This window comes from Pseudomonas sp. GNP014 (assembly GCF_054344005.1).
Map to the genome: position 1 here is coordinate 6044648 of NZ_JBTGUS010000001.1, position 17486 is coordinate 6062133.

Annotated in this window: 16 protein-coding genes and 1 pseudogene; 13 read left to right on the plus strand and 4 right to left on the minus strand. The window is 61.3% G+C overall.

Translation table 11 applies throughout. The features are described 5' to 3' along the window. The first annotated feature begins 7 nt into the window (after nucleotides 1-7). Entirely contained in the window at nucleotides 8-463 is a 456-nt protein-coding gene (locus ACXX9E_RS27270; protein WP_123467243.1) for a DUF721 domain-containing protein, read from the plus strand. Between the two features lie 76 nt (nucleotides 464-539). Here the strand turns inward: ACXX9E_RS27270 and ACXX9E_RS27275 are convergent, their stop codons facing one another. After that, the gene (locus tag ACXX9E_RS27275) at nucleotides 540-2027 is read right to left on the minus strand and encodes a helicase HerA-like domain-containing protein (RefSeq protein ID WP_128614081.1); all 1488 of its coding nucleotides are present in this window, start codon (nucleotides 2025-2027) and stop codon (nucleotides 540-542) included. A gap of 188 nt (nucleotides 2028-2215) precedes the next feature. Between ACXX9E_RS27275 and ACXX9E_RS27280 the strand changes: the two are divergent. The 5 genes and pseudogenes from ACXX9E_RS27280 to gpgF all read left to right on the plus strand — a co-directional run. After that, a pseudogene (locus ACXX9E_RS27280) lies at nucleotides 2216-3247 on the plus strand (cache domain-containing protein); the annotation flags it as partial. A gap of 93 nt (nucleotides 3248-3340) precedes the next feature. Continuing rightward, nucleotides 3341-4105 carry a methyl-accepting chemotaxis protein gene (locus ACXX9E_RS27285; protein WP_371043227.1) on the plus strand — a complete coding sequence of 255 codons (765 nt, stop codon included), beginning with the start codon at nucleotides 3341-3343 and terminating at the stop codon, nucleotides 4103-4105. A 207-nt stretch (nucleotides 4106-4312) separates the two neighbouring features. Further along, complete coding sequence (gene gpgS, locus ACXX9E_RS27290) at nucleotides 4313-5425, plus strand: N-acetylglucosaminyl phosphatidylglycerol synthase (RefSeq protein WP_458556484.1); 1113 nt, start codon at nucleotides 4313-4315, stop codon at nucleotides 5423-5425. Beyond that, nucleotides 5418-6194 (plus strand): N-acetylglucosaminyl phosphatidylglycerol deacetylase, encoded by a 777-nt coding sequence (gene gpgD, locus ACXX9E_RS27295; protein ID WP_458556485.1) that lies wholly within the window; start codon nucleotides 5418-5420, stop codon nucleotides 6192-6194. The genes gpgS and gpgD overlap by 8 nt, the downstream gene beginning before the upstream one ends. Beyond that, nucleotides 6191-7186, plus strand: a complete 996-nt coding sequence (gene gpgF, locus ACXX9E_RS27300; protein ID WP_458556486.1) for a glucosaminyl phosphatidylglycerol flippase — start codon at nucleotides 6191-6193, stop codon at nucleotides 7184-7186. The genes gpgD and gpgF overlap by 4 nt, the downstream gene beginning before the upstream one ends. A 29-nt stretch (nucleotides 7187-7215) precedes the next feature. Here gpgF and ACXX9E_RS27305 read toward each other — a convergent pair whose 3' ends face one another. Both ACXX9E_RS27305 and purU read right to left on the minus strand, forming a co-directional pair. Beyond that, nucleotides 7216-7392: a hypothetical protein gene (locus tag ACXX9E_RS27305; RefSeq protein ID WP_186748189.1), complete on the minus strand. Its 177-nt coding sequence runs from the start codon at nucleotides 7390-7392 to the stop codon at nucleotides 7216-7218. Between the two features lie 102 nt (nucleotides 7393-7494). Next, on the minus strand, nucleotides 7495-8343 hold the full coding sequence (purU, locus tag ACXX9E_RS27310) for a formyltetrahydrofolate deformylase (RefSeq protein WP_123467252.1): 849 nt from the start codon (nucleotides 8341-8343) through the stop codon (nucleotides 7495-7497). A gap of 337 nt (nucleotides 8344-8680) precedes the next feature. Here purU and mvaT point away from each other — a divergent pair, with 337 nt between their 5' ends. After that, on the plus strand, nucleotides 8681-9058 hold the full coding sequence (gene mvaT / locus ACXX9E_RS27315) for a histone-like nucleoid-structuring protein MvaT (RefSeq protein ID WP_038366705.1): 378 nt from the start codon (nucleotides 8681-8683) through the stop codon (nucleotides 9056-9058). Between the two features lie 96 nt (nucleotides 9059-9154). On the opposite strand, the gene sbcB is transcribed toward mvaT, so the two are convergent. Next, nucleotides 9155-10585: an exodeoxyribonuclease I gene (gene sbcB, locus ACXX9E_RS27320; RefSeq protein ID WP_267798935.1), complete on the minus strand. Its 1431-nt coding sequence runs from the start codon at nucleotides 10583-10585 to the stop codon at nucleotides 9155-9157. 181 nt (nucleotides 10586-10766) lie between these two features. On the opposite strand from sbcB, the gene ACXX9E_RS27325 reads away from it, so the two are divergent. The 6 genes from ACXX9E_RS27325 to ACXX9E_RS27350 are packed head-to-tail and all read left to right on the plus strand — an operon-like array spanning nucleotide 10767 to nucleotide 17486. Beyond that, entirely contained in the window at nucleotides 10767-11492 is a 726-nt protein-coding gene (locus ACXX9E_RS27325; protein WP_123467256.1) for an RDD family protein, read from the plus strand. After that, a complete protein-coding gene (locus ACXX9E_RS27330) occupies nucleotides 11489-12466 on the plus strand; it encodes a stage II sporulation protein M (RefSeq protein WP_186748187.1) in 978 nt (325 codons plus the stop codon). Before ACXX9E_RS27325 ends, ACXX9E_RS27330 begins: the two co-directional genes overlap by 4 nt. Further along, nucleotides 12453-14000 (plus strand): DUF4129 domain-containing protein, encoded by a 1548-nt coding sequence (locus ACXX9E_RS27335; RefSeq protein WP_458556487.1) that lies wholly within the window; start codon nucleotides 12453-12455, stop codon nucleotides 13998-14000. The genes ACXX9E_RS27330 and ACXX9E_RS27335 overlap by 14 nt, the downstream gene beginning before the upstream one ends. After that, nucleotides 13997-15160 (plus strand): DUF4350 domain-containing protein, encoded by a 1164-nt coding sequence (locus ACXX9E_RS27340; RefSeq protein WP_458556488.1) that lies wholly within the window; start codon nucleotides 13997-13999, stop codon nucleotides 15158-15160. The genes ACXX9E_RS27335 and ACXX9E_RS27340 overlap by 4 nt, the downstream gene beginning before the upstream one ends. After that, nucleotides 15157-16158 (plus strand): AAA family ATPase, encoded by a 1002-nt coding sequence (locus ACXX9E_RS27345; protein WP_458556489.1) that lies wholly within the window; start codon nucleotides 15157-15159, stop codon nucleotides 16156-16158. Before ACXX9E_RS27340 ends, ACXX9E_RS27345 begins: the two co-directional genes overlap by 4 nt. Next, entirely contained in the window at nucleotides 16155-17486 is a 1332-nt protein-coding gene (locus ACXX9E_RS27350; RefSeq protein WP_458556490.1) for a DUF58 domain-containing protein, read from the plus strand. The genes ACXX9E_RS27345 and ACXX9E_RS27350 overlap by 4 nt, the downstream gene beginning before the upstream one ends.

A 17486-nucleotide genomic window follows, 5' to 3' on the forward strand; every position in this document is an offset into this window, starting at 1 on the left:
TTCGATCATGGCATTCCGCCCTCTTACGGCCAGAGCACCCGCCGTTCTGCTGCGCGAAGCCAAGCCGCTCAAAGCCATTCTCGGCCATGCCCAACGTCTGGGGCATCTGCAACGCTTGCTCGAAAGCCAGCTGCAACCCGCCGCTCGCGAACATTGTCATGTGGCGTCCTGGCGTGAAGGCAGTCTGTTGCTGATTGTCACCGACGGCCATTGGGCCACCCGTCTGCGTTATCAGCAGAAACGCTTGCAACGGCAATTGCAGATGTTCGACGAGTTCGCCAGCCTGACGCGCATTCTGTTCAAGGTGCAGCCGCCTACCGTGCAGCGCGGGGCGACCGGACATACGATGGATTTGTCGACGGATGCGGCGGCGACCATTCAGGCCACGGCCGACGGGATCAGTGATCCGGGGCTGCGGGCGGCACTGGAACGGCTGGCGGCGCACGCTAAAGACAAGTCCTGAAATCTATCTGAACGTGGGCGCAGATCCAATGTGGGAGCAGCCTCGCTCCCACATTTAGCTCGCCGGCAAAGAATGGTCAGCGGCGTTTGCTGCCTCCAAGCAAAGAGCCCATCAAGCCGCGCACCAGTTGTTTACCCAAATTATTGGCCGCCTGGCGCATGGCGGATTTCAACGCCTGCCCGGCCGCCGTCCCGAGAAACTCCCCGGCCCTGTCGGCAAGACTCGGCTCTTCGGGCACGGGCTTACCTGCCGGGACCTCAGTTTCTGGCGCCAGCCCCTTGCGCCCCATCAGAATTTCATACGCCGACTCGCGGTCGATCGGTTTGTCATACCGGCCCTTGAACGGCGACCCGGCGATCAATACCGTGCGTTCGGTTTCGCTCAGCGGCCCGATCCGCGACTGCGGCGGCGCCACCAGGACGCGCTGGACCATTTCCGGCGTACCTTTTTCTGTCAGCGTGCCGACCAGCGCCTCGCCGATGCCAAGCTCCGTCAACACCGCCAGGCTGTCGAACGCCGGGTTCGGCCGGAAGCCATCGGCCACTGCCCGCAGGGATTTCTGCTCCTTGGCGGTGAACGCACGTAAACCGTGCTGAACGCGCAGACCCAGCTGCGCCAACACGTCATCCGGCAAGTCCGCCGGCGACTGGGTCACAAAGTACACGCCGACGCCTTTCGAACGAATCAGCCGCACCACTTGCTCCAGGCGCTCCTGCAAGGCCTTGGGCGTGTCGCCGAACAGCAAGTGCGCCTCATCGAAGAACAAGGCCAGCAGGGGTTTATCGGCATCGCCGCGCTCCGGCAACTGCTCGAACAGCTCGGCCAGCAGCCACAACAGGAAGGTCGCGTAGACCTTCGGTGCTTCATGCACCAGACGACTGGCGTCCAGCAGGTGAATGCGTCCACGGCCGTCGGCGGTCGGTTGCAGAATGTCTTCGAGTTGCAGCGCCGGCTCGCCAAACAGCGCCTCGGCGCCCTGCTGTTCGAGGATCGCCAGTCGCCGCAACAGTGCCTGACTGGAACCGGTGGTCATCAGCGCCGCGTCTTCGCCAAGCAACTGCGGATTGTCCTTGAGGTGGTTAAGCAGGGCCTTGAGGTCCTTCAAGTCCAGCAGCAACAGCCCTTCGCGGTCTGCGACCTTGAACGCGGCATACAGCGCCGACTGCTGGCTGTCGGTGAGTTCCAGCAGGCTGCCGATCAACAGCGGGCCCATTTCGCTCAGCGTGGTGCGCAACGGATGACCGGACTCGCCGTGGATGTCCCACAACGTTACCGGGTAAGCCTTGGGCTGGTAATTGAGCCACGGCATGCCGGCAATACGTTCGGCGACCTTGCCCTGTGGGTTGCCAGCGGCGCCAAGGCCGCACAGATCACCCTTGATGTCGGCGGCAAACACCGCCACGCCGGCGTCGCTGAACGCTTCGGCAAGGCGCTGCAAGGTGACGGTTTTACCCGTACCGGTGGCGCCGGCGACGAGCCCGTGGCGGTTCGCCAGGCGCATGGCCTGCCCCACCTGCTGTCCTGTGAGATCGGCACCGATTACGAGTTGCGAGGAGTCAGGCATTTTGTCACCCAATGGTTAATCTTTGATTCTGCATGGCCGATAAACAGAGGTGAGAGCCCGATCACAAGTCGGGCCGGACATTTCCCTAAGGAGAGACGGAAATATCAGCTTACTTTCACCCTTGCCCATTACGCGCGCTTCTATAAAAGCACGCCCTGGACATTAAGACCTTAGCGGAACCCCAAGCCATGAACAAAAATCTGCGCTTCAGCCATAAAATTTTGCTTGCCGCCGCCCTCATCGTCATCGCCGCCTTCGCCTCGTTCACGCTGTACAACGACTGGCTCCAGCGCAACGCGATCCGCGATGACCTGAAGAACTATCTCAACGAGATGGGCGAAGTCACTGCCGGCAATATCCAGACCTGGCTCAACGGTCGCATCCTGCTGATCGAAAACGCCGCCCAGAACATCGCCATCAACCCCGAGTCCGCCAACGTCGCCAGCCTGCTGGAACAGAAAACCCTGACGTCGACGTTCATGGCCACCTATCTGGGTGACGCCACCGGTCACTTCACCATTCGCCCGGATACGAAGATGCCGGACGGTTTCGACCCTCGGGTTCGTCCCTGGTACAAGGGCGCCGAGAGCAGCAGCACCTCGACCCTGACCGAACCATACATCGACGCGGCCACCGGCCAGTTGATCATTTCCATCGCCACCGCCTCGAAGAAGGCCGGCCAGAGCGTTGGCGTGGTCGGCGGCGACCTGAGCCTGCAATCGCTGGTCGACACCCTCGCCGCACGGGATTTCGACGGCATGGGTTATGTGTTCCTGGTCAGCTCGGACGGCAAGATCCTCGTGCACCCGGACAAGGCACTGGTGATGAAATCACTGAAGGAAGCCTATCCCCAGGACACCCCGCGCATCAGCGGCGATTTCAGTGAAGTCACCGTCGATGGCAAGACCCGTATCGTGACCTTCGCACCAATCAAAGGCCTGCCGTCGGTGAACTGGTACATCGGCCTGTCGGTGGACAAGGACAAAGCCTTCGCCATGCTCAGCCAGTTCCGCACCTCGGCGGTGATTGCGACCGTCATTGCGGTGGCGATCATCATCGCCCTGCTCGGCATGCTGATCCGCCTGCTGATCCAGCCGCTGCACGTCATGACCCGCGCCATGGAAGACATCGCCGACGGCGAAGGCGACCTGACCAAACGGCTGACTATCGTCAATCACGATGAATTCGGTGTGCTGGGCACGGCGTTCAACCGTTTCGTCGAGCGTATTCATGGCTCGATCCGCGAAGTGTCGTCGGCCACCGGACAGGTCAACGAGGTCGCGTTGCGCGTGGTCGCGGCGTCGAATTCGTCGATGTACAACTCCGATCAACAGGCTTCGCGCACCAGCAGCGTGGCCGCCGCGATCAACCAGCTCGGCGCCGCCGCCCAGGAAATCGCCCGCAACGCCGCGCAAGCCTCGAACCAGGCCAGCGACGCCCGTGGCCTCGCCGAAGACGGCCAACAAGTGGTCGATCGCAGCATCAAGGCAATGAATCAGCTGTCGAGCATGCTCAGCGCGTCGAGCAGCAACATCGAGTCGCTGAACAGCAAAACCGTGAACATCGGTCAGATTCTCGAAGTGATCACCAGCATTTCCCAGCAAACCAACCTGCTGGCGCTCAACGCCGCAATCGAAGCGGCGCGTGCCGGTGAAGCCGGCCGTGGCTTTGCCGTGGTGGCGGATGAAGTGCGCAACCTGGCGCACCGCACCCAGGAATCGGCGCAACAGGTGCAGACCATGATCGAGGAGCTGCAAGTCGGTGCCCGCGAATCGGTGAGCACCATGAGCGACAGCCAGCGCCACAGTCAGGACAGCGTCGAGATTGCCAACCTCGCCGGGGAGCGTCTGAACAGCGTGACTCAGCGCATTGGCGAGATCGACGGGATGAACCAGTCGGTGGCCACGGCGACCGAGGAGCAGACGGCGGTGGTGGAGTCGATCAACGTCGACATCACCGAGATCAACACGCTGAACCAGGAAGGCGTGGAAAACCTGCAGGCAACGTTGCGCGCCTGTTCCGATCTGGAACAACAGGCTTCGCGGTTGAAGCAACTGGTCGGCAGTTTCCGCATCTAGCGTCTGCACGCCCCTCATCGCCAGCAGGCTGGCTCACACATGGGAGCTGCGTTATCGCAAATCCCTGTGGAAACCCGCCTGCCAGCGATTACGGACCGCAAAACACGGCAAAACTTCACTAACCGCCCCACCGCGCAATCCCGACCGAACATCTATTCTTGATAAAGGTCAACCTAGGGAGTACCACGCAGCGGAGGGACGGTCACCGTGCACATCGCCGACATCACCATGTTCTACGCCCCGGCCAGCGGCGGCGTGCGGACTTATCTGGATGCCAAACACCGCCGGCTGGGCGTTAAACCTGCAACTCGCCACAGCCTGCTGATCCCTGGCGCCCACTTCAGTGAACACGATGGCGTTTACACGGTTCCCGCCCCCGCTCTGCCCTTTGGCAAAGGCTATCGTTTCCCGGTGCGGCTCGCGCCGTGGCGCAACGTCCTGCAGGATTTGCAGCCCGATCTGATCGAAGTGGGCGATCCGTATCTGACCGCCTGGGCTGCCCTTGATGCGCGGCGGCAACTGGATGTGCCGGTGATCGGCTTTTATCACTCGGACCTGCCACTGCTGGTCAGCAACCGCATGGGCCATTGGGTCACGCCGAATATCGAAGCCTATGTCACCCGGCTCTATGGCAACTTCGACCGGGTCCTGGCGCCGAGTCAGGTGATGGCCGACAAACTCATCGGCCTTGGGGTGCGCAATGTGTTCGTGCAACCGCTGGGCGTCGATTTGCAAACCTTCCATCCTGACGCCCGCGACCCCGGACTGCGCGCAGAACTGGGCATCGGTGAGGACACACGCCTGTTGATCTTCGCCGGGCGCGGCTCGAAAGAAAAAAACCTGCCGATCCTGCTCAAATGCATGCAGCGCCTGGGCCCACGCTATCACTTGTTGCTGGTCGGTTCGTCAATGCCCGCCGGGGTGCCAGACAACGTCAGCGTGATCGACAGCTTCTGCCCGGCGGCGACCGTCGCGCGCCTGATGGCCAGCGCCGATGCGCTGTTGCATGCCGGCGATCAGGAAACCTTCGGTCTGGTGATCCTTGAAGCCATGGCCTGTGGCATTCCGGTGGTGGCCGTGGCGGCCGGCGCTTTCACAGAGATCGTCAGCGAATCCTGCGGCCTGCTCTGTGCACCGAATAACCCGCAAGCCATGGCCAATGCCGTGCGCGAGCTGTTCAGTCGCGGCGCTGAAAAGCTCGGTCAGCAGGCACGCCAGCATGTTGAGCGGCATTACGCCTGGGACACGGTGGTCGACAGCCTGCTCGGCCACTATCACGCCGTGCTCGGCCACGCGCTGCCCAAGGTTGCCAATGGCTGAGCCACTGAATCGTCCCGCCGTGTTACTGGTGCTGCACGACGTGGCACCGCAAACATGGGCGGACTACCAAGCGTTTGTCGAAGCCGTCGACGCCATGGGCGACGTGCCGATGACTTGGCTGGTCGTGCCGGATTTTCACCGCCGTAACGCGCTCGACGCCCATCCGGGGTTTTGTCGCTTGCTCAGCGAACGCGTTGCCCGTGGCGATGAACTGGCCCTGCACGGCTATTTCCATGACGACCAGGAACCCGGCCCGAGCACGCCGCGCGACTGGTTCATGCGTCGTCTCTACACCCATGAGGGCGAGTTCTATCAGTTGCCAAACGAGGCCGCCCTCGCCCGCCTGCGTGCCGGCATTGCAACGTTCCAACGCCACGATTGGCCGCTGCACGGTTTTGTCGCCCCGGCGTGGCTGATGAGCGACGGCACCCGTCAGGCCTTGCGCGAATTGCCGCTGAGCTACACCAGTGATCCGCAACATCTCTATCGGTTGCCGGATTTCACCCCCATCGCTGCCCCGGGGCTGGTCTGGAGCGCACGCAGTGCCTGGCGTCGGGGCGTGTCAAAAATAGTCAGTGCCCAGCGCGAACAGCGCTGGCGCCAGGCACCGGTGATTCGTCTAGGCTTGCACCCGGTGGACATGCGCCACCCCTTCTCTCGGGATTACTGGCTGCACACCCTTGAACGACTGCTGGCTGAAGGACGAGTGCCAATGACCAAGATCGACTGGCTGACGCAACAGCGCCAGTGCCTGGAGCACGCCGCATGAGCCGCGGCATTCTGTTGTTGATCGGCTTGCTCGCGGCGGTGCTGATCCCTGTCGTGCTTGGCGGCAGCGACACCTGGGCGCGCCTGCAAAGCTTTCCGCTGAACTGGTTGCTGATCATGTTCGGCATGATTCTGCTGTGCTGGGGGATCAACACCCTGCGCCTGAGGCTGTTGCTCGGCGATCAACGGGAGCGCGTCACACCGCTGAAGAGTCTGGGGGTGGTGATGGCCGCCGAATTCGCCTACTGCGCCACCCCCGGCGGCAGCGGCGGACCGCTGACGATCATGGCGCTGCTGGCCCGCTGCGGGGTACGCCCGGCCCGTGGCAGCGCGGTGTTTGCCATGGATCAGTTGAGCGACTTGCTGTTCTTTCTCTGCGCCCTGAGCGCGATTCTGATCTACGCGTTGTTTCAGCACCTCAGCGATCGCCTGGAGTGGCTGCTGATCGTCAGCGCGGTTTCCCTGTTCGGCGGCCTGCTCAGTTGCGTCGTCCTGGCGCGCTACCATCGCCGCTTGATTCGCATGAGCGGACGCCTGCTCGCCGGCATGAATGTCCAGCACCGAACACGCCGGCGCTGGGCGCGCAAACTCCTGCACTTTCTCGCGGCGTTCATCGACACCCTGAAACTGCCGACACAGACCTTGATCAAGGTTTTCGCCCTGACCTGCGTGCATTGGCTGCTGCGCTACAGCGTGCTGTATCTGGCCCTGCGCGGGCTGGGCGCGGACCTGCAGTGGGCGTGGAGTTTTCTGGTACAGATGCTGTCGCTGGGTGCCGGGCAGTTCAGCCTGTTACCCGGCGGCGCGGGCGCTGCGGAGTTGACCTCGGCGGCACTGTTGACGCCCATGGTCGGCAAATCCACCGCCGCGGCAGCGATCCTGATCTGGCGAGTGGTGACGTATTACTTCTATTTGCTGGTGGGTGGGCCGGTGTTTCTGTTGATGTTGGGGCGGCCGCTGTTGCGCAAGTTGATGAAGGTGTCGCAGACGTAAAAAGATCACAGACTCCGGCAGCGCTCTTTTCAGCGTCTGGAATCTGAATCGTCGGATTCTTCCTTTAACTGCTCCCACAACTCGGCAGCCCCGGGAAACTCCGTACCATCCTCCGGGCTCATATCCTCCGGGTCATAGCGGCTCAGACAACCTTCGCCCAATGTGGCGGGCGCTTTGGAAGTGGCTTTGTCCAGTGGATCGCTCATCAGCATGTCCTCGGGTCGGAAACGGCGAAGGGGCCTGAATGAAGAAGGGCCTGAGCGATTGAACGCCCAGGCCCTTCAGAATTCAAGCGCACGTGCGTTCGATCAGAACACCACGGTCTTGTTGCCGTGCACCAGCACGCGATCTTCGAGGTGATAACGCAAGCCACGGGCCAGCACCATCTTCTCGACATCGCGACCGAAACGCACCATGTCTTCGATGCTGTCGCTGTGGCTGACGCGGACCACGTCCTGCTCGATGATCGGGCCGGCATCCAGCTCTTCGGTCACGTAGTGGCAGGTCGCACCGATCAGTTTCACCCCACGCAGGGAAGCCTGGTGGTACGGCTTGGCACCGACGAACGATGGCAGGAAGCTGTGGTGAATGTTGATCACCTTGTGCGCATATTCGCGGCACAGCTCCGGCGGCAGAATCTGCATGTAGCGCGCCAGCACCACCACCTCGGCATCGTGCTGTTTGACCAGGCGCGACACTTCGGCGAACGCCGGTTGCTTGTCCTGCGGATTGACCGGGACATGGTAATAAGGAATGCCGTGCCACTCGACCATGCTGCGCAGGTCGTCGTGGTTGGAAATCACGCAAGAGATTTCGCAGTCCAGTTCATCGCTGTGCCAGCGGTGCAGCAGGTCGGCCAGGCAGTGGGATTCGCGGCTGGCCATGAGCACCACGCGCTTTTTCTGCTCGGTGTCGGTGATGCGCCAGTCCATCGAGAACTCTTCGGCGATTGGCGCAAACTTCTCGCGCAATACTTCAATACCGAAGGGCAGCGAATCGGCACGAATTTCGTGACGCATGAAGAACCAGCCGATCTGATTGTCGGAGTGGTGGCTCGCTTCAGTGATCCAGCCGTTGTGGGACGCCAGAAAGTTACTGACTTTGGCAACGATGCCAACGCGGTCCGGGCAAGAGATCACCAGCCGATAGGTGCGCATGAGGGGGAAACTCCAGAACTTCGCAAAGGCCGCCATTCTAGCGACTGCGCAGGAAAACTGCAGTATTGGATGACCGTTACCGTGGCTACCGCTCCGAATTACGGCTTTTTGACGGAATGATTCGTCAGGACAGTGGCGCACCGATGGCCTGATTGATCAGGCAACTGTGAATATCTGTGATGACTGCATCACACTATTTAACGGGGCATTCAATTTATCGCTAACTCTTGTAACTAAATTAAATAAAAAGTCCGGTTAAATGTTTACTTGATGAAACAGCCTGACTATTATTGCGGCACTGTCCCCTGTCATCCAGCACTCTACTAAGGTAGTAATCATGTCCTTGATCAACGAATATCGCGCCACCGAAGAAGCAATCAAAGAGCTGCAAGCCCGTTTGAAGAACCTGTCGCAAGACGACAAACTGCAAGCCGAGCTGGAATTCGAAGGCAAACTGCGCACCCTGATGGGCGAATACTCCAAATCCCTGCGCGACATCATCGCACTGCTGGATCCGGATGCAAAAACCAAGGCACCACGTGGCGGTGCAGTAAAAACTACTGGCACCAAGCGTGCACGCAAAGTTAAACAATACAAAAACCCGCACAATGGCGAAGTCATCGAAACCAAAGGTGGCAACCACAAAACTCTGAAAGAGTGGAAAGCCAAGTGGGGCGGCGACGTGGTTGAAGGTTGGGCTACCCTGCTGGGCTAAGCCGCAACGCCTTCGCAGAGCAATCCGCGAAAAAAACAACGCCAGCGAATGCTGGCGTTTTTTATGTGCGTTTTTCAGAGCCGGTCATGTTCGTTTTCAAAGATCCAAACGTTTGCGTAATGCCTGGACATAATTCTGCCATTGATTGAGCACCTCTTTCTGACTCGCCGTCGCACTATGCATCCATTCGCCGGCCGCCTCTGTAAAAGATGCCAAGGTATTCGGAGCGCCCCATTCCGGAGCAGACAAACGCTGCTGACAAAATATCCGCCAGCGTTCTTGCTCTTCAGAATTCAACGTATCGGGAAAGTTGCGCGCTCGATATCGAAAGAGCAATTCGGGCAAACGTTCATCATCGAAAGGCCATTGCTCTTGCGCTAGTTGAGCAGGGTCAGCGCTTCTGACTTGCTCACATAGACGTCGATCGCGGTCACCGATAAATCCGTCGTACAACTGTTGCTCCGGATCTTCGCTGGGGATGAAATCTTCGCTGGCATAAATGGCCGCGACTTTATCTTTCCAAACTTGTTGTGCGTCAGTTAGTCGCAGCGCTCGTGCCTGATACAACGCCATGTCCAGCCCCAGACGCTGCTGATCTTCGCCACGCAACACCGCCAGGGGCGCGACCACCGGGCAACGATTGATGTGAATCAGCTTGAGCGGCACCGGCAGTTGGCCTTCGGGCAAATCGTCACGACGGGTGTACAGCCGCTGGCGCAGGGTCTGCGCGTCAAGATCGAGCAAGCCCTGCGGATCGAGGTGCAGATCGCAGACGATCAAGGCATTGCGATTCTTCGGGTGCCAGGCCAGTGGCAGCACCACACCGACGTAACTGCGCGCCGCCGAGAAGCGCCCGGACACATGCACCAAAGGCTGTAACAGGCGAATCTGATCCATCACCTTCTGCTTGCTGCGCAACTGAAACAGCCAGTCATAGAGTTTTGGCTGCTTCTCGCGGATCAAGCGCGCCAGGGCGATGGTCGCGCGCACGTCGGACAACGCTTCGTGGGCATGCCCGTGATCAATGTGATTGGCGGCGGTCAGGCGTTCGAGCTTGAGGGTCACCCGGCCTTCGTCATCGGTCGGCCAGACCAGACCGTCGGGGCGCAAGGCATAGGCCGCACGCACCACATCAATCAGATCCCAGCGACTGTTCCCGCCCTGCCACTCGCGGGCATAGGGGTCGAAGAAATTGCGATACAGACTGTAACGCGTCATCTCATCATCGAAACGCAGGGTGTTGTAACCCGCGCCACACGTGCCTGGCGCAGCAAGCTGCGCGTGCACGCGGGTCATGAAATCGGCTTCGCTCAAGCCCTGTTCGGCGAGCTGGCTCGGGGTGATACCGGTGATGGCACAGGCGGCCGGATGCGGCAGGATGTCTTCGCTGGGCTGGCAGTAGAGGTTGACCGGCTCGTCGATTTCGTTGAGCGCGTGGTCAGTGCGAATCCCCGCCACCTGCAACGGGCGATCGCTACGGGGATTGATGCCAGTGGTTTCGTAGTCGTACCAGAAGATAGAAGTCACGGGCGGTTCCTGAACTGAAGATCGGCGAAGTCTAGGCGTTCAACTGCGGTCGCGGCCAGCCTCGCGTCATTCAGGCACCCTGCGACACACGATGTGCAATACATAGTTATGTCGTTTTCCCCCGAGAGACTGCTAGCATCGGACTCACTTGCACCCCGAACAGGCGAACATCAGGTAGCCCATGCTCGAGCCTACAGCACTGCCAAGGAAAGCACCGCTGACCCCGCCGCTGGATACGCGGTATCAGGTCGAAACGCCGGAAGGCATCGACCTGCCATTGCGCCCGGCCGGGTTGATGGTGCGGGCCGTGGCCTTCACGATCGATCTGGGCATTCGCGGCGCGATCATGGCCGTGCTGTTTATCGCTCTGGCGTTTCTCGGCAAGCTCGGCATGGGTCTGGGCTCGCTGCTACTGTTTGCGATCAGCTGGTGGTACATGGTGCTGTTCGAAGTGTTGCGTCAGGGCCGCTCACCGGGCAAACAGTGGATGGGCCTGCGCGTGGTGCACGACGACGGTACGCCCGTCGGCTGGTCGGCTTCGCTGCTGCGCAACCTGCTGCGCTTCGTCGATCTGCTGCCGTTCGGCTACTTCCTCGGCGCCATCAGTTGCCTGCAACACCCGACCTTCAAACGGCTTGGCGATATGGCAGCGGGCACGCTGGTGGTCTACAGCGAGCGGCCACTGACGCGCCCGCCATTGCCGAGCGCCGAACCTCGTCGATCGCCCATTGCCCTCAGCCTCAACGAACAACGCGCCATCCTCGGTTTTGCCGAACGTCAGGGCGAGTTGTCAGTGTCGCGGGTCAATGAACTGGCAGCATTGCTGGCCCAGCCACTGCATATCTCCGCGCCGAAGGCAGTCGCGGAACTCAATGGCATCGCCCGTGGCTTGTTGGGGCCGACATGAAGCAAAGCCTTTTCGAAAGTCGTCACAAGGCCGAATGGGAGCGTTTTGCGCTGACCCTCGAACGTCTCGAGCGCGGCAAGGACACCTCGCAAGTCGCCGGTTTCCCCAAAGCCTATCGCAGCCTCTGCCACCACCTGGCACTGGCCCGGGAACGCGGTTACAGCAGTTTCCTCATCGACTCGCTGCAACAGCAGGTACTGCGCGGGCATCAACAGCTATACCGGCATCGCAGCCGTTTGGGCGCCAACCTTTTGAGTTTCATTCTTGCCGACTTCCCCAGGCTGGTGCGCGCCGAATGGCGCTTCGTACTGGTCGCCGGCCTGCTGTTTTTCGGGAGCCTGATCGGCGTTGGCGTGCTGGTGTATGCCTTTCCCGAACTGGTCTACAACCTGATCCCGGCCGACCAGGTGCGTGAGATGCAAGGCATGTACGACCCGGTGGCCGGTCACCTCGGGCGCCCCGTCGAACGTGCCGCCAGTGAAGACTGGGTCATGTTCGGTTACTACGTGATGCACAACATCGGCATCGCCTTTCAGACCTTTGCCAGCGGTTTGCTGATGGGCGTGGGCAGTGCGTTTTTCCTGTTCTACAACGGTCTGGTTATCGGCGCGGTGGCCGGGCACCTCACCGAAATCGGTTTCGGCCAGACCTTCTGGTCGTTCGTGATCGCCCATGGTGCCTTTGAACTGACCGCGATCGCGCTTGCCGGCGCAGCCGGTCTTGAACTCGGCTGGGCCTTGATCGCCCCCGGCCGCCTGACTCGCGCCGAGGCGTTGAAACGGGCGGCGCGCAAAAGCGTGTTGCTGGTCTGCGGCGTGATGCTGTTCCTGCTTATTGCGGCGTTCATCGAGGCGTACTGGTCATCCAGAACCAGCGTTGCACCGCACACCAAATATCTGGTGGGTGCGGGACTGTGGTTAGGGGTCGCCGCTTATTTGCTGTTCGCCGGAAGGACACGCCATGCGCCTGAGTGACGCCACCGTGGTGATCCGTCCGCGCACGACCTGGGAAGCCATGGATCTGGGCGTGCTCATGTGTCAGCAACATGGACGTTTGTTGATGACCAGTTGGGCGATCGTCACCCTGCCGCTGTTTGCCTTGCTCACGGTGGTGTTGTGGGACTCGCCGTCACTGGCGGTGTTTATCTTCTGGTGGCTGAAGCCGGCGTATGAACGACTGCCGCTGTACATCCTGTCCAGGGCGCTGTTCGGGGAAACGCCGACACTCGGACAAGCCTTGCGCGAATGGCCGCGCCTGCTCAGGCCACAACTGCTGGCCAGTCTGACCTGGCGACGCCTGAGTGTCAGCCGCAGTTTTCTGATGCCGGTGATGCAGCTCGAAGGGCTGGACGGCAATGCCAGGCAGCAACGTCTGCACGTACTGCTGCAGCGCAACGCCGGCGCCGCGCAATGGCTGACCATCATCGGCGTGCATCTGGAAACCGCACTGTGGATCGGCCTGATGGTGCTGTTCTACATGCTCTTGCCGCAGCAGATCGAAACCGACTGGGACTGGCAGTCGCTGATCCTCGCGGCGGATCACGACTGGCGCTGGCTCGAACACCTGACCAATGCCTTGTATGCGCTGGTGCTTGTGGTGTGGGAACCGATATATGTCGCCTGTGGTTTCAGCCTGTATCTGAACCGCCGCACGCAACTCGAAGCCTGGGACATCGAACTGGTGTTCCGCCGCTTGCGCCAGCGTCTGAACCACAGTGTGTTGGGGCTGATCCTGGCGGTCTGCCTGGTGTTGCCGAATGTACCGTCAGTCCGGGCTGGCGAACCCGACACCGACCCCGACGCCCCACGACTGCTGAATCAGCCCCTGACCAGTCAGGCGTCGCGCGACAGCATCAAGGCCCTGCTTGAACAACCGCCGTTCAAGAACAAAGAAAGCGTTACTCGTTACCGCTTCGGCGATGACCCGGCGGCCCCGGCCAAAGAGCAAACGCCCGGTGAATTGCCGCAGTGGCTGAAAACCCTGTTGGGCTGGCTCGACGGTCAGCACCTCAACACCCTCGCCAAGTTTATTGAAGTGCTGCTGTGGGGCATTGTCATCGCGTTGCTCGGCGGCTTGATCTGGCGCTATCGCGAGTTTCTGCAAGCTTTTGTCAGTCGCCGCCCGACACTGCCGGCCAAGCCTGCACGAACCCTGCCAGCGCAGGCGTTCGGTCTGGATCTGAACCGGGACACCCTGCCTGACGATATCGCCGGCAGTGCCGAACAACTCTGGCACAGCCAGCCCCGTGCAGCGTTGAGCCTGCTCTATCGCGGGCTGCTCAGCCAACTGCTCCATGACTTCGATCTGCCGCTGAAATCCGCCGACACCGAACATCAGGTACTCGCCCGGATCGAACAACTGCAGCGCCCGGAACTGCTCGCCTTCAGCCGCACCCTGACCACGCACTGGCAAAACATGGCCTATGGGCATCGCCTGCCGGCGGCGCATCTGCAACAACAATTGTGCGATGGCTGGCGCGCGTTGTTCGACCACGGAACTGCGCGTTGAGCCGGCGTACGGTGTGGTGGCTTGGCGCACTGATCGTCATGCTGCTCGGCGTATTGAGCGTTTTTATGTATCTCAAGGCCAGGCCTTATCAAGAAGTGGTCGATCACGGCCCATCGCCGGCGGCGCAAGCCAATCCCTATCTGGCAGCGGAGATGTTTCTGCGTGAGCGCGGCCTCAATGTCAGCCACGCTGAAAGCCTTACCGTATTGCCGCAGATCGACCCGCGTCGACACACGCTTCTGCTGTTCAACGACCGTTCACGGATGACGCCGCGTCAGGTCGATCAGGTATTGAACTGGGCGCGCGCCGGCGGACGTCTGGTGTTCGTGGCGGAGTCGATATGGGACGAGCAGACCAAGCAGAGCAACGACCTGCTGCTCGACCGGGTGCAACTGCATCAGTCCTTGAGCAAGGATCTGAAAGACTCCCCCCCTGTTCCGGAATCAGAGCGCTTCCCGAAACTGACCAGGTTGTACCTGGAAGATGAGGACGCACCGGCCTACGCCGGGTTCGACACCGACTTCCATCTCGATGACCCGAAGAACCTCGCACAGGCCTGGGCCAACAGCGCCAAGGCCACGCACATGATGCAACTGCCCTACAGCCTCGGCTCGATCACCGTGGTCACCGATGCCGACCTTTGGAAATCCACCGCCATCAGCCAGTACGACAACGCCTGGCTGCTCTGGTATCTGAGCGCCGACACCGACGTCACACTGATTTACAACACCGTGCACGACGGCCTGTTGACCTTGCTCTGGCGCTATTTCCCCCAGGCCATCGTCGCCCTGCTCGCGCTGATTGGCCTGTGGTTGTGGCAGGCCGGCGTACGTCATGGTCCGCTGCAGGCGCCGGCGCCGAAGGGGCGCCGACAGTTGCAGGAACACCTGCGCGCGAGTGCCGACTTCACCCTGCGCCACTCGGGCCAGCAGGCGTTGTTGCAGGCCTTGCAACAGGACGTCCTGCGCCGCGCCCGCCGCCGACATCCCGGTTTCGCTCAACTGAACGTCGCCGAGCAATGGCTGGCGCTGTCACGCCTGACCCGGCAACCCACCCGCGCCATCAGCCAGGCCCTGAGCCCGGTGTCGAAGCGGCGCCTGTCCAGTGCTGACTTCTGCCGTCAGGTCGCCCATCTGCAAACCTTGAGGAACACGTTATGACTGAACAGATCGAGCCCGGCAGCGCCAGCCACGCCGCCCAGCAGCGCCAGCGCGCCAGTCAGTTGGCGCAGGCCGTGCGCGGCGAATTGCAGAAGGCACTGATTGGCCAGAACGCCGTGATCGACGACGTGTTGACCGCGCTGATTGCCGGTGGCCACGTCTTGCTCGAAGGCGTGCCGGGGCTCGGCAAGACCTTGCTGGTGCGGGCACTGGCACGCTGCTTTGGCGGCGAGTTTGCGCGCATCCAGTTCACCCCGGACCTGATGCCCAGCGACGTCACCGGCCACGCCGTGTACGACCTGCAGACCGAACAGTTCAAGCTGCGCAAAGGCCCGCTGTTCACCAACCTGCTGCTGGCCGACGAGATCAACCGCGCCCCGGCGAAAACCCAGGCGGCGTTGCTGGAAGCGATGCAGGAGCGCCAGGTCACCCTCGAAGGCCGGGCCCTGCCGATCGCTCAACCGTTCATGGTCCTCGCCACGCAAAACCCGATCGAACAGGAAGGCACTTATCCGTTGCCGGAAGCCGAGCTCGACCGCTTCATGCTCAAGGTGCACATGGACTATCCCGATGCCGATCAAGAGTTGAACATGGTGCGTCAGGTCAGCCGTTCGACCCGCGCCGACATGCTCGACGTGCAGCCGCTGCGCACGGTATTGCAGGCCAAGGATGTGCAGGCACTGCAGCGCATCGCCAGCGATTTGCCGCTGGACGATCAGGTGCTCGACTATGCTGTCAGACTCGCACGCAGCACCCGCACCTGGCCGGGCCTGAGCCTTGGCGCCGGGCCGCGCGCCTCGATTGCACTGGCACGTTGCGCACGCGCCCGCGCCCTGTTGCGTGGCGGTGAATTCGTGATTCCCGACGACATCAAGGGGTGCGCCCTGGCCGTGCTGCGCCATCGTGTGCGCCTCGCCCAGGAGCTGGATATCGAAGGCTTGCAAGTCGATCAGGTGTTGCAGCAATTGCTCGATCAAGTCCCGGCGCCGCGCCTGTGAAACCCTCGCGCCTGCTGCTGATCTGGCTGCTGATCCTGGCGGCCATCGGCATCGTGCTGGGCACCTTGCAAGCACTGGAGATCAATGTCCCGGCGAGCCTGCTGTCGATCAACTGGGGATTGCTACTGGCCTTGCTCGCCTTGGCGACGCTCGATGCAATGCGCCTCAAACGCCTGCCCGCAGTGCGCATCAGTCGACAGATTCCCGGCAGCCTGGCGCTCGGTCGCTGGAGCGAGGTAAGTCTGGAGGTCGCGCATGAATTTACCGAGCCGTTGCAGGTTCAAGTGTTCGATCACGTCCCCGAGGGTTTGAGTTTCGAGCACTTGCCGCTGTCGGTCGAATTGCAACCCGGCCAGCGCAGCCTGATCGGCTATCGCCTGCGCCCGCTCAAACGCGGTCACTTCAGCTTCGAACATTGCGAGATCAACCTGCCGAGCCCATTGGGATTATGGTCAGGCAAGCGCCTGCTCAGCGTCGTCGACAACACCCGCGTCTACCCGGATTTCGCCCGACTCTACGATGGCGAACTGTTGGCCGTGGACAACTGGCTCAGCCAGCTCGGCGTACGCCAGCGGCAGCGTCGCGGGCAGGGTCTGGAGTTCCATCAGCTGCGCGAATTCCGCGAAGGCGACAGCCTGCGTCAGATCGACTGGAAAGCCACCGCCCGCCAGCGCACGCCGATTGCCCGGGAGTATCAGGACGAGCGCGATCAGCAAATCATCTTCATGCTCGACTGTGGTCGACGGATGCGCAGCCAGGACGATGAGCTGTCGCATTTCGATCACGCACTCAATGCCTGCCTGCTGCTCAGTCATGTGGCATTGCGTCAGGGCGATGCGGTGGGGCTGAGCACCTTCGCCAGCGATCAACCGCGCCATCTGGCGCCAGTCAAAGGCAGCGGCCAGCTCAATGTGTTGCTCAACAGCGTCTACGATCTCGACAGCACGCAACACCCTGCCGACTATCAGGCTGCAGTCAATCAGCTACTGCTTCGGCACAAGCGCCGAGCGCTGGTCATTCTCGTGACCAACCTGCGCGATGAAGACGATGATGAACTGCTCAACGCGGTCAAACGCCTGAGCACGCAACATCGGGTGCTGGTGGCCAGTCTGCGTGAAGAGACGCTGGATACGTTACGCCAGACCACGGTACAAACGCTGCCTGAGGCGTTGGCTTATTGCGGGACAGTGAATTACTTGAATGAGCGGGCAGAACTCCATGAGCGCTTGAGTGCGCATGGCGTTCCGGTGGTGGATGTTCGGCCCCCGGAGTTAGGGGCCGAGTTGGTGACGCAGTATCTGCAGTGGAAACGAGCGGGAAACCTGTAG

What these genes read in the sequence shown, in the direction of transcription:
- ACXX9E_RS27270 (WP_123467243.1), top strand. Translation starts at nt 8, where the DNA reads ATGGCATTCCGCCCTCTTACGGCCAGAGCACCCGCCGTTCTGCTGCGC.
- ACXX9E_RS27275 (WP_128614081.1), bottom strand. Translation starts at nt 2,027, where the DNA reads ATGCCTGACTCCTCGCAACTCGTAATCGGTGCCGATCTCACAGGACAG.
- ACXX9E_RS27285 (WP_371043227.1), top strand. Translation starts at nt 3,341, where the DNA reads ATGTACAACTCCGATCAACAGGCTTCGCGCACCAGCAGCGTGGCCGCC.
- gpgD (WP_458556485.1), top strand. Translation starts at nt 5,418, where the DNA reads ATGGCTGAGCCACTGAATCGTCCCGCCGTGTTACTGGTGCTGCACGAC.
- gpgF (WP_458556486.1), top strand. Translation starts at nt 6,191, where the DNA reads ATGAGCCGCGGCATTCTGTTGTTGATCGGCTTGCTCGCGGCGGTGCTG.
- ACXX9E_RS27305 (WP_186748189.1), bottom strand. Translation starts at nt 7,392, where the DNA reads ATGAGCGATCCACTGGACAAAGCCACTTCCAAAGCGCCCGCCACATTG.
- purU (WP_123467252.1), bottom strand. Translation starts at nt 8,343, where the DNA reads ATGCGCACCTATCGGCTGGTGATCTCTTGCCCGGACCGCGTTGGCATC.
- mvaT (WP_038366705.1), top strand. Translation starts at nt 8,681, where the DNA reads ATGTCCTTGATCAACGAATATCGCGCCACCGAAGAAGCAATCAAAGAG.
- ACXX9E_RS27325 (WP_123467256.1), top strand. Translation starts at nt 10,767, where the DNA reads ATGCTCGAGCCTACAGCACTGCCAAGGAAAGCACCGCTGACCCCGCCG.
- ACXX9E_RS27330 (WP_186748187.1), top strand. Translation starts at nt 11,489, where the DNA reads ATGAAGCAAAGCCTTTTCGAAAGTCGTCACAAGGCCGAATGGGAGCGT.
- ACXX9E_RS27335 (WP_458556487.1), top strand. Translation starts at nt 12,453, where the DNA reads ATGCGCCTGAGTGACGCCACCGTGGTGATCCGTCCGCGCACGACCTGG.
- ACXX9E_RS27345 (WP_458556489.1), top strand. Translation starts at nt 15,157, where the DNA reads ATGACTGAACAGATCGAGCCCGGCAGCGCCAGCCACGCCGCCCAGCAG.